Annotated in this window: 10 protein-coding genes and 1 tRNA gene; 2 read left to right on the plus strand and 9 right to left on the minus strand. The window is 37.6% G+C overall.

What is annotated here, in order from left to right; translation table 11 throughout:
- Nucleotides 1-91: 91 nt before the first annotated feature.
- Both H0X48_04330 and H0X48_04335 read right to left on the minus strand, forming a co-directional pair.
- The gene (locus H0X48_04330) at nucleotides 92-1,366 is read right to left on the minus strand and encodes an ankyrin repeat domain-containing protein (protein ID MBA3954516.1); all 1,275 of its coding nucleotides are present in this window, start codon (nucleotides 1,364-1,366) and stop codon (nucleotides 92-94) included.
- Between the two features lie 73 nt (nucleotides 1,367-1,439).
- On the minus strand, nucleotides 1,440-1,724 hold the full coding sequence (locus tag H0X48_04335) for a septum formation initiator family protein (protein MBA3954517.1): 285 nt from the start codon (nucleotides 1,722-1,724) through the stop codon (nucleotides 1,440-1,442).
- 191 nt (nucleotides 1,725-1,915) lie between these two features.
- On the opposite strand from H0X48_04335, the gene H0X48_04340 reads away from it, so the two are divergent.
- A complete protein-coding gene (locus H0X48_04340; protein ID MBA3954518.1) occupies nucleotides 1,916-3,298 on the plus strand; it encodes a PDZ domain-containing protein in 1,383 nt (460 codons plus the stop codon).
- A gap of 8 nt (nucleotides 3,299-3,306) precedes the next feature.
- On the opposite strand, the gene glmS is transcribed toward H0X48_04340, so the two are convergent.
- The 6 genes from glmS to H0X48_04370 form a co-directional block, all read right to left on the minus strand.
- A complete protein-coding gene (glmS, locus tag H0X48_04345) occupies nucleotides 3,307-5,151 on the minus strand; it encodes a glutamine--fructose-6-phosphate transaminase (isomerizing) (GenBank protein MBA3954519.1) in 1,845 nt (614 codons plus the stop codon).
- Between the two features lie 67 nt (nucleotides 5,152-5,218).
- The gene (gene rpsI, locus H0X48_04350) at nucleotides 5,219-5,650 is read right to left on the minus strand and encodes a 30S ribosomal protein S9 (GenBank protein ID MBA3954520.1); all 432 of its coding nucleotides are present in this window, start codon (nucleotides 5,648-5,650) and stop codon (nucleotides 5,219-5,221) included.
- A gap of 40 nt (nucleotides 5,651-5,690) precedes the next feature.
- A tRNA-Thr gene (locus H0X48_04355) sits at nucleotides 5,691-5,765 on the minus strand.
- A gap of 72 nt (nucleotides 5,766-5,837) precedes the next feature.
- Complete coding sequence (locus tag H0X48_04360; GenBank protein MBA3954521.1) at nucleotides 5,838-6,179, minus strand: TraR/DksA family transcriptional regulator; 342 nt, start codon at nucleotides 6,177-6,179, stop codon at nucleotides 5,838-5,840.
- Complete coding sequence (locus tag H0X48_04365) at nucleotides 6,172-6,645, minus strand: nucleoside deaminase (GenBank protein MBA3954522.1); 474 nt, start codon at nucleotides 6,643-6,645, stop codon at nucleotides 6,172-6,174. The genes H0X48_04360 and H0X48_04365 overlap by 8 nt, the downstream gene beginning before the upstream one ends.
- A gap of 28 nt (nucleotides 6,646-6,673) precedes the next feature.
- Nucleotides 6,674-7,096, minus strand: coding sequence for a hypothetical protein (locus H0X48_04370; protein ID MBA3954523.1), 423 nt, complete (start codon nucleotides 7,094-7,096; stop codon nucleotides 6,674-6,676).
- A gap of 260 nt (nucleotides 7,097-7,356) precedes the next feature.
- Between H0X48_04370 and H0X48_04375 the strand changes: the two genes are divergently transcribed.
- Nucleotides 7,357-9,366, plus strand: a complete 2,010-nt coding sequence (locus H0X48_04375; protein ID MBA3954524.1) for a tail fiber domain-containing protein — start codon at nucleotides 7,357-7,359, stop codon at nucleotides 9,364-9,366.
- Nucleotides 9,367-9,461: 95 nt separating this feature from the next.
- Here H0X48_04375 and H0X48_04380 read toward each other — a convergent pair whose 3' ends face one another.
- A complete protein-coding gene (locus tag H0X48_04380) occupies nucleotides 9,462-10,925 on the minus strand; it encodes a hypothetical protein (protein ID MBA3954525.1) in 1,464 nt (487 codons plus the stop codon).
- Between the last annotated feature and the right edge of the window lie 363 nt (nucleotides 10,926-11,288).

Raw genomic sequence — 11,288 nt, forward strand, 5'->3', positions numbered from 1 at the left:
AAATTGTCTGTCATGGTTGCTTCAATCCCCACACGGGGGGACGTAAGATTTAATTTTCTTTAGTAAAAAGCCCTCAACAAGAGGGCATCAATTATGAAAGCTCAGTTAACAATTTAACAAGAGCTTTATGCCCCTTTTGTTCTGCTATTTGCAGAGGCGTTACTCCTGCATGAGAGCTACTATCTACTTTAGCACCCTTGTTAAGTAGTATTTTAACAGCACTTTTGTCACCACTAGAAGCAGCAAAATAGAGCGGTGTATGACCTTCGGTAGTTTGAACATCTACCTGTGCATTATAAGCAAGAAGACGCGTAAGTATAAAAGCATCACCGTTACGAGCAGCTAAATGGAGTGGTGTTAAATGATTTTGAGTACGACTTTCTGGATTTGCTTTAGCATAAAGCAGTAACTCAACCGACTCTCGAGCACCGTGCAAAGTAGCTAAATGGAGCGGCGTTACACCATCACGTGTTACATCATCAACATCTGCTCCTTGTTGTAGCAATAAGTACACAAGCTCTGCTCTGTTTTCTGCAGCGGCAAAATGGAGCGGCGTATAAGCAAAGTCAGTTGCACGTGCATGAACATTGGCACCAAATTTTAACAGAAGCTTAACTAAATTTTTGCTGCCTTGTTGTACTGCTTTATGAAATACCGTTAGGCCTTGATTATCAACAACCATAAGAGAAGCACCAGCAGAAAGTAACGCTTCAGCAACTGATACGTGACCATAATGGACTGCTAAATGAAGTGGCGTGTAACCTTTATCGGTTTCTTGATCAATAGAAGCACCTTTGCTTATCAAAAACTCAACCATGGCTCTTTTGCCATGATAAGCAGCTTCATGCAATGCTGAAACATTTTCTTCGGTTGCTGTATTGACATCTACACCAAGCTCTAAAAAGAGAGCTACTAAAGAGACCCTATCAGTTACTACAGCAAAAATAAAAGGTGAACCTAGTTTTGGTATAGGCTTCGTTAAACTTACACCTGCCTTAACTAACAATAGAATACTCTCTGTATTGCCATAGACTATAGCGCGATGGATTAAAGAAAACCCATCAGCAGAGATAAAGTCTGGCTTTATACCATGAGACAAAAAAGCTTCTACAGATTGGCAAAGACCTTGTTCTATACAGAGTAATAAAAGATCTGTTTGCTGGTCTACTTCTTCAGGATTAGTATTTTTTAACAACTCTGTTATTAAAGAATCTTTTTGTGCTACCCCTAAGTTTACGGTAATCGGCTGATCTAACACATCCAGATTTTCGTTTTGATCTAGATGCGCTTTTTCAGCTAAGGCCCGCTCTACGCCAACAAGAGAATTTTCAAGAAGTGCTTTAACAAGCATTATATTTGGATGCAAAATCCACCTCGCTTACTAGTGTGTTAATTAGGCTAATAATAGCATGAAGCCGAGAAAAGCAAAGCAGTTTATACTAGGAAGGCAAAAAATAAATATCTTCGTTAGCATAAGCAAGCTGCAACTTTTCACGAGCTTGTTTTTCTTTATAAAAAGTATCTGTTTTCCATTCAGCTAATTCATGTTTTAAAGCATTAGTTTCCTGTTCTAATATTTCTATCGCTGATAAAAGTTCTTTGTTACTACTTGAAAGAGCCCGTAACGCTTGGAGTCCATGTGACCCAAAAAAATAGTAAAAAGAGACCAGCATAATTTCCGCTACAAAAGCTATACGCACTATACGCCTTTTTATTTTTTTCATGGAGCTTCCTTTCTTATCTCATTCATTACCAGAAGTTCAAAATCTAGTCTATAGCATTTTTTATAGGTTATGCCAGCTTTTATAAAAAAGCTTAAGATTTCTCTTTTTAATAATAACTCTTTAAGAGTAAGAACGAATAACAGTATACTCATAAAAGAGCAATGCTTGTTTGGAACAGTTAGGGGAGAACAATGGTACACTATTTTTTGTCTATACTTTTTATAACTACTTTTTTTTCCCAGATAACTTTAGCAGCTGCACAGCATACCACAGATATACATGCGTGGTCACATTCTATTAAAGAAACAGTTAGCTTAGTAACAACAAAATCCTATTTTCCTTTACCCATTGAGCAAGCAGTAATAAAAGCACTTGATGCTTTTACCCATAATGACGATTACTCAAGGTTTTTAGGGCCTAAAGAATATACAGAGTTATTAAAAACAACTCATGGTGAATTTTATGGTACTGGTATTATACTTGCACCTAAAAAAACCGCTGACGATTTTCTGCTTGTGCTTGATTGTGTACCCGGAAGTCCTGCTTATACTCAACAGATACAGCGTTATGATAAAATACTAGCAGTTGATAATTGTTCTCTAGCCCCTTTGAGCGTAGAAGAGGCTGTTTCTAAGCTTAAAGGCGACCAACAGTACTCGCCAGTTACTCTCACGCTCATGCGCGGCGAGAAAGGGCCCTTTAAAGTAACTCTTAAACGTGACAAAATAAAAGAAGAGTCGGTTTTTGGGCTATATTTCCCCAAGCAACGTGTTGCTTATTGTGCACTGTCTTTGTTTACCCAACAAGTAGCTCGCCAATTAGAAAGTATAGTACACAAAGCTTTAGCTAAAAAGCCTCAAGGGCTTATTATTGATTTACGCGATAATGCAGGCGGCATATTACAAGCAGCGGTTGATTGCGCAGGACTCTTTTTACCAAAAAAATCACTTATTGTAACAACACAAGACCGCAATCGTAAAGTACTTGAGTCGTTTTTCACCGATCGCCAGCCAGTTGTGCCCGCTCATTTAGTTATTATAGTACTTGTAAACAACTATACAGCTTCAGCAGGAGAAATACTTGCAGGAGCATTACAGCATTATGCCACTACAGGCAAACCGGGATACAACTCTTTTATAATTACTGTAGGAACAAGCACCTATGGCAAAGGATCAGTTCAAGAGGTAATTCCTGTAGGCAATAATTGCGCAGTAAAACTTACTACCAGTTTATATTACTTACCTGCTGGTATATCTATAGAAAATACGGGCATTACCCCTGACATTATATGCAAGCAGAAATATGGCCCCACGACTGAAATGAAGTTACTTGATACATTATATGCTAAAAAGAACCAACAAAAGATAAAGCGAAAAAAAGACATTCAGTGGCAACAAGAAAAAATTAAGGTTATTAAAAATGATTACCAGCTACAGTGCGCTTTAAGCATGATAGCTTCACTTAATCTTAAACTGAGTATACCTCAAAGCACTATTAAAACGCACAGTCAAGCAGTAGAGTTTTTAACTCGTCATCTGAGTTCTTCAAAATACTTGCAACCACAGCGGCTCTAAAAAAGCTCTTATTCTACGGTGACTGATTTAGCTAGATTACGTGGTTTATCTATAGGCCTATTGAGTACTTGAGCAATCTGATAGACAAAGAATTGCATAAGACCGGTCATAGCAAGCGGCGCAAGCAATGGATTAACTTGTGGTAACACAAAAGCACAATCAGCAAGCGACAGTAACTCTTTTTGACCTTCAAACGCAAAAACTACTAAGTGGCCTGAACGGGCTTTTACCTCTTGGGCATTAGCAAGTAACTTTTGATAAATAAGGGGGTCTGCACTAGAAAATAAAAATACGGGAGTATGAGCATCTATAAGCGCTAAAGGACCATGCTTAAGTTCCCCTGCTGGATAACAATCAGTAAAAATATACGAGATCTCTTTAAGCTTAAGTGCAGCCTCTTGAGCAAAAGGAAAGCTTATATGACGTCCTAAAAAGATCGCTTGCTTAAATTGAGCATAATAAGGTGCTAGTTTTTGAATAATAACACGCTTATACGTTTCAATACTATTTTCAAGTATTTCGGCCACTATAAGCAACTCTGATTCAGCTAGTTCCATGCGTTGAGTGGTTATACGGCCTTTTTCAAGCGCGATGCGATGAGCAAGCCAATAGAGTGCTGCAACTTGAGCAGAAAAAGCTTTAGTTGAAGCTACAGCAACTTCTGGACCAGCATAGGTAAGCATAAAGCCATGAGCTTCACGTACCATAGTACTACTAGCGACATTAGTTAAAGCTGCAGTAGGAGTTTTGAAAGTGTTAACAAACCTAATAGATTCAAGAGTATCTGCAGTTTCACCTGATTGAGAAATAGCTATATGGATACTCTTTTTTTCAGGGAAAAAGGGCAAGTACCTAAACTCAGAAGCTAAATGAGCTCGAGCAGGTATCTGCGTAATAGATTCAAAAAAGAATTCCGCAATACGAGCTGCATGCCATGAAGTACCACAACCAATAAAATTAATACTAGCCAGGTCTTTGGCATAACTACTAGTAATGCCTAACTGTTTCCATAACGATGTACCAAGAGCACGACATTTGTAAAGAGTGTCATTGATCACTTTTTTTTGCTCATAAATCTCTTTGAGCATAAAATGTTCGTATCCTTGCTTACCGTCATTAGACCAGGTAATATCTACTATTTGTATATCAAGCGGCAACTCTTTGCCACAAAAGCTATAGAGTTCGATGCTCCCCTTTTTTATAAAAGCAAAGCTTTCATCAGGTAAATATACCACTTTATTGGTACGACCTGCAAAAGCAAGAGCATCTGATGCTATAAACATTTCGCCATCACCAATACCAATACATAAAGGTGATCGCTTGCGCACTATAAGCATAGTATCAGGATGAGCTTGAAGCAGACAACTAAAAGCATAAGCACCCTGAAGCTGATGAACTAAGTCTAGTACGGCAGCTTTAAAAGTCTTATGTGTGTGTAAAAGCGCTTCAAAAAGATGGGCTATAGTCTCGGTATCAGTTTGAGAAACAAATACATGGCCTGTTGCAAGCAACTTTTCTTTAAGATCATGATAGTTTTCAATAATACCGTTGTGTACTATAGAGAGTGTTTTATGACAGTCAAAATGAGGATGAGCATTCTCCGTTGAAGCAACTCCATGAGTTGACCAACGTGTGTGCCCCATACCTATATGACCATCAATAGGTGACTGCTCAAAATTTTTAAGTAAATTTGAGATACCACCTTGTGATTTAGCATACATAAGTTGATTATCATGAGAACGCAAGCAGGCAAAACCAGCTGAATCATAGCCCCGATACTCAAGTCGAGTAAGGCCTTCCATTACGTACGCTCGACACTGTCCTTTTCCTACATAGCCAACTACACTACACATTCTTAATACTACCCTCTTTTATGAACGCGCTCTTACTTAAAACTATTAGTGTATATAAAAGCGTCTATTAGCGTTTTACAAATTGGAATTTACGACGAGCTGCTTTTTGTCCATATTTTTTACGTTCTTTTACGCGAGAGTCAACCGATAAAAGACCATGTTGTTTTAAAATAGGACGTATAGCTTCGTTCATTTCTAGTAAAGCACGAGCGATACCAAGCTTGGTAGCATCTGCTTGAGCACATAGTCCGCCACCACACACATTTACTTCAATGTCATAGGTTGACGCTTGTGGATAAGCATGAAATGGCAAAGCTGCAGCTATGCGGGTAACTTCTGTATCAAAGTATACAGTATAATCTTTCTTGTTTACTATAAGATTACCTTTACCTCTTTTAAGCCATACACGTGCAACAGCAGACTTACGTCTACCAACACCATGAGCTAAAGGAGCGTTTGACGAACGAGCGCCTTCTGTTTTGTTTGTTTCTTTTTTCATAGAGTTTTAGATCCTATAAATTATTACTATAATACTACAATGGAGCCGATGATCGGATTTGAACCGACGGCCTACTGATTACGAATCAGTTGCTCTACCACTGAGCTACATCGGCATTTACCTATACTTTAAGTACGCCTTAACAAGTATAACATACGTCGTGAAATATACAAATTCACGTAGAGATTTATAAACGTCCCTCTTCAACTGCTTCTTGACAAGCAAGGCAACGTGTAGCATTAGGAAACAGCAGTAATCTTTTTTCAGAAATAGGGTTGCCGCATTCACTACAAATACCATATGAACCGTTTTCTATCATATCAAGCGCTTTTACAATACGTTGATATTCATCAAGCTCATTGTTATGAAGAGAAATCTTAAGCTCTTCAAGTGTTGAAGACAACGCCTGATCGCCTGTATCTTGTACTTGATCATCACTTACTTTTTCTTTATACATTAAAGAAAGTGCGTACTCAAGTTCTACTTTTCTTGAAAGCAAACTCTCTTTTATAGCCGTTAAATTATTCACGGTCTCTGTTCCTTTTTGTCTTAAAAAATCTTTTTAACAATAACTCTGACTCTTGTGCTAACACACCGCTAGTTACACCTTTAATCTGTTTTTTATATAAATCTGGCAAGCTCTCTTTGTCAAGGTGATAACCAAAAAGAGGTGACTTAGCCCCATATACTATACGCTCAATACGACTTAGTCCAATTAAACTCATACACATCAAGCACGGCTCTAAAGTCACATATAGTGTGCATTTATCAAGCCGCCAATCTTTAGTAGTTTGACCAGCATCTTCAATAGCACGCACCTCTGCATGACCAGTTTGGCTATAGGTAGCTTGTGTACTATTATAGCCACGACCAATAATAACACTTTGAGCATTAACAACAACCGAACCTATAGGTACTTCTTGTTTGCTAAAAGCAATTTCAGCAAGCTCAAGCGCTTGCTGCATATAATAGTCATCTTGTGTATGTATGATCATTTTATTTGTATGCTATTTTTTTTTAAAATTATGCTTGTCCCATAAATGGGGTATACTTATTACCTAGCTCAGGATACAGATCTACTATTTTTTCAAGTAAGTGTATAAGCTCAAGTTTTCTTGTTTTTTTAAATTTGGTCCCCAGTTGCTTTCTATCAGGAAAACTGCTCGGCTCAGTATGCCACTTGCTTAATAATCCTGCAATATGTTTACATGGTCCAAAATTACTTCTATAACAAGTACATGAACTGTACACAATACCCGCTTCGTCAAATATAACTTTAACTGAATAGCTTGGTGCAGCAGTACCTTCGCATACAGCTTTTAAGGTCATCCATTCTTTATATAAAATATAGAAAGTATGCTTACTTAGAAACTCTTTACCTTTTTGATAGTTTTTTACACCACAATAATTAAGAATCTGTTTTTCAGTCACTAATGGAATGTTCATTATACCCCCTACGTAAAAAAAATAAAATCCCTTCAAAACTATAACATCTCTACTCTATTTATAAGTATAGCATATTATGCATAAAATGTTAATTTATATTTAAAATAATAAATATATTAAACTACTAAAACTAAGTTTATTTATAAGCTTATTCTACACAACAATCTCCTTGTTTTTTACGGATAAAAAGTCTAGCTTAATTGTCACAAGGAGTTTTTATTTTTACCCTACCTGCATCTTTTAAAATCAGAGGAAACTGTATGAAAAGACCCCAAAACAATATTTTATTTCTTAGTTTAGTGCTTTTACTCTCTACTAAAACCCATTCTTTTGCGACACCAGCACTTACCAATAGTCAAAATATAGTATTTGTAACTCCTGAAGCTTGCCAAAGTGCACGTCAATTAAAAGAGTTACTTAAAGTAGAAGAATGCCCTGAATCATTACGCAGTTTCTTTTCTCTTATTGAACAAGATGTACCACTCTTACCACTGGAAATCGCCCAGCCTGCTCTACAAGAAATACTTAACTTACTTAATGACGAGTCATTTCCTGCTTTAAGTTACCCTGATGCTAAAAAAAATCTAGAAGCCTACGCAAAAGAACTAAACGAAGGTAATGCCGCAGTTACTTTCCATGAAGAATTAGGTGAAAATTTAGATGAGAATCTAGATCAAGATACAACTCGTAGACCATCTCGCTTGCGTATTTTTTGCAATTTGCTGGTAAAAAAGAATTTAGTAGTAAAAGGCCGCATGCAATTAGGGTGCCTCAACGGGGTCCTACAGGCAAAAGATGGCCTATTATTTGCTGGTCCTATTAACGGTTCAGCTGAAGGCACACCGCTTAATATACCTAATACGCTTGTTGCACGCGACGGCACTGGCAGCTTTGCAGCAACAGATATTATTGTTGATGGAGATATTAATCTTACCGTTGATCCCTCTACTGGCCCAGGTGCTATATTAAAAAAAGGGCAACTGTTTATTCATAACCCCGGTCAAAACAATACCGCTATAGGCTTAAATAGCTTAGAAAATAATACAACAGGTGAAAGCAACTCAGCTCTAGGTTCACGCAGCTTACGCCACAATACTAGTGGAAAAAATAACACCGGTGCAGGGGCATTTTCTCTTCAAAATAATACTAAAGGTCAAAGCAATGCTGCTCTAGGAACCTTTAGCCTACTAAAAAACACAGATGGTCTTAATAATACAGCAGTAGGAGCTTTTAGCCTTCAAGAAAACCAATCTGGTTACAATAATACTGCAGTAGGAACTTTTAGTCTTTTAAGAAATCAGGGTACTCTACGCACAGAAGGCAGACATAATACAGGCGTAGGCGCTTATACTCTTGTACGTAATAATACAGGATCAGATAATACGGCTCTTGGTTTTAATGCTCTAGGTTTTGACACATCTGGGGGCACTCGTATTAATGGCGTAATAGATTTTGATACTGCATCATCTACTACTCAGGATCAACCAAGCTCACAACCTCAACTCAACACCGCTATTGGTGTTAATGCTCTTTCAGCAGTTACCACAGCTTCAGACAACGTAGCTTTAGGCATACAAGCAGGATTAGCTTTAACAAGTGGCTCAGAAAACATTCTTATTGGCAATAATGCTGGCGCTAGACTTACTGATAATACTCAAAATACTCTTATAGGCACTAAAAGCGGTCTATCTTTAACTACTGGCACTAGAAATACCTTTGTAGGCAACAATACTGGGCAAAATAATACCACTGGTGATAGTAATATTTATATTAATAATCTAGGAGTAGATGGGGATAATAACACTACTCGTATAGGTACCGAAGGGACACAAACAGCTACTTTTATAGCGGGTATTCGCGATGCTATTCTTGATATAAATAATGATCCTCAACCTGTACAGATAGATAGCAATGGGCAATTAGGCACAGTAATTCCCGCACCCTCATCAAAAAGATTCAAAGAAAATATTGCTGATATGGGCAATACTACAGATAACGTGCTTAATTTGCGCCCAGTAACTTTTACCTATAAACCAGAGGTCAATAAATCTGGCCTGACACAATTTGGGCTTATAGCTGAAGAAGTTGCTCAATTCTATCCGCATCTTGTTACTTATAGTAAAGATGGTCAAATACAGGGCGTTAAATATGAGCAACTTAATGTATTGTTACTTAATGAACTAAAAAAGCTGTACACAAAACAACAGCAACAAACAAAGCAGATAGAGCAATTACAAAAATCTTTACAACCATTAAGTTCAACTAACTAACATAGTATCTTAACTAAGATAGTTATGTATGTTTGGTTAAAACACAAAAGAAGAGGTCCTTAGGGACCTCTTCTAGTTAATTGCTTGATCTCTTTTTATCTTTTATGAGTTTGGACAAAGAGCCTTACACCATTAGAACGTGTAGCTGTTCCTGTGTTATTAACTGCTTGTGCAATAACAGCATTGCAACCACGTCTTAATGCTCTGCACGGTGTAATGCAAAATGTCCCAGCATTGCTTGCTTTAGTTTTAGCTACTAGCTTTCTGTTTGCATACACATATACGGTGCTACCGGGTGTAGCTTTACCGCATATTCTTGGTCTATGTCTTGTAACCGTACGACATGCAGGACCTGAAAGTGCAATAGTTAGCGCATCTGTTGGTTTAGGAGTTAAGGTAGGAGTGGGTGTTGATTTTATTACTGTTAATAAAAGCTCATTAGATCTTACGATCGTATTACCTTGAGTGGTTTGAGCAACTAGAGTTGAAGTACCGAATGGTAAGGTTACTGGTACACTAAAATTACCATTGGCATCAGGCGTTACCGTTGCTACGCCTATACCATTAACAAACACTGTTACTAGATTAAACGGTGCTCGCAAGCTTCTTAAGCAGCTTATCGTGCCACTTACTACCGTTGTATTAGTATCAATTAACAATGCACTAGGCATATTTATTACGATGCTTACCTCTGTAACGACTACATCTACTAAAGTTGATAGATCGCTTGGGCAGCGTGAACTATCATTAACACGTGCTTGCGCAGTAAAGGTATAATTACCTACAGCAAGAGAAGCAAGTGTAACGGCAAAATTACCACTGCTATCACTTGTGGTTGAAGCTAGAGGTGTAACACTACCGTTATTAAAGATATCTATAACAACATCCGCATCTGCTATACCTGAAAGAGTTACACTTGAACACGTACTGGTTACATCAGACTCAAGGCTTGGTGTGGCAAGCTGACTTACTACTGCTACTAGTACAACATTAGAAGTTGTAGAACATACAGAAGGAGCATTATCAAGCACTTCTACTTTGTAGTTATGAGTGCCTAAGCTTGGTGTTACCGTAAATATTACTGGAGAAGTCACGTTCATCTGAAGGGTTCCAACAGCAATATTATTATCAAAAAGCCCTACAAGATAAGGTGGTGTACCGCTTGTTATTGTTGCTGTAAACGTTAGTTGTTGACCACTGCATAGTAATTGGGATGATGCTTCTAATACCGCTTGCGGCTCAGGGTTAACTGTTACGTTAAGCGTACTTGCCGGCGAAGAGCATCCTTGAGCAGTTGCTACAAGTGTATAAGCGCCTGTTGCTGGATTGGGTATAGTAAAAGGACTTGTTACTGTTTGTGATGTAAAGTTAGGCCCTGATGCTATTACCGTTGTGCCAGGATTACTTGTAAAAAATACTGTTAGAGACTGACCCGCACATACTGTTACTGGATTAGTGGATAGTATGGTTGGTGCTGTTATTTGTATAAACTCTAGATTAGAACACACAGCCGTAATGAGACTCGGCATAAGCAACAACAAACCCAATTTTTTAAACATAACTTTCCCTTTTAAAACAGTGATTGCTATACTGAATTACATTGTACTTAGAGAGATACAAGAAAATCAATAGCTATTTTAATGCCTAAGTCTTTTGTTTTAAGATTAATGATTATGTATGGTTTCTACGTAATTCTAATTGCATACAACCCGTATGCCCGTAACAAAAAGCATACAATAAATAGCTTTTTGGACTCAAATCTATTCTTAAGTTAAGCGGTCTATGAGTAATCTACGCATGCCCTCTAACCAAAATTGACTCTTTGAAAATATTATAGTAGTATAATTAGTACAATTATAATAAAATTAAAGGGTTCTCACATGAAATACGTATATTATTTTTTTAGCTCTTTACCTTTTCTG

The organism is Candidatus Dependentiae bacterium (assembly GCA_013821315.1).
In the GTDB taxonomy this organism is placed as follows: domain Bacteria; phylum Babelota; class Babeliae; order Babelales; family Babelaceae; genus JACDHA01.

Excerpts from the sequence above, each read along its gene's own strand:
- H0X48_04375 (MBA3954524.1), top strand. The coding sequence starts at position 7,357 with ATGAAAAGACCCCAAAACAATATTTTATTTCTTAGTTTAGTGCTTTTA.
- H0X48_04335 (MBA3954517.1), bottom strand. The coding sequence starts at position 1,724 with ATGAAAAAAATAAAAAGGCGTATAGTGCGTATAGCTTTTGTAGCGGAA.
- rpsI (MBA3954520.1), bottom strand. The coding sequence starts at position 5,650 with ATGAAAAAAGAAACAAACAAAACAGAAGGCGCTCGTTCGTCAAACGCT.
- H0X48_04380 (MBA3954525.1), bottom strand. The coding sequence starts at position 10,925 with ATGTTTAAAAAATTGGGTTTGTTGTTGCTTATGCCGAGTCTCATTACG.
- H0X48_04370 (MBA3954523.1), bottom strand. The coding sequence starts at position 7,096 with ATGAACATTCCATTAGTGACTGAAAAACAGATTCTTAATTATTGTGGT.
- glmS (MBA3954519.1), bottom strand. The coding sequence starts at position 5,151 with ATGTGTAGTGTAGTTGGCTATGTAGGAAAAGGACAGTGTCGAGCGTAC.
- H0X48_04365 (MBA3954522.1), bottom strand. The coding sequence starts at position 6,645 with ATGATCATACATACACAAGATGACTATTATATGCAGCAAGCGCTTGAG.
- H0X48_04340 (MBA3954518.1), top strand. The coding sequence starts at position 1,916 with ATGGTACACTATTTTTTGTCTATACTTTTTATAACTACTTTTTTTTCC.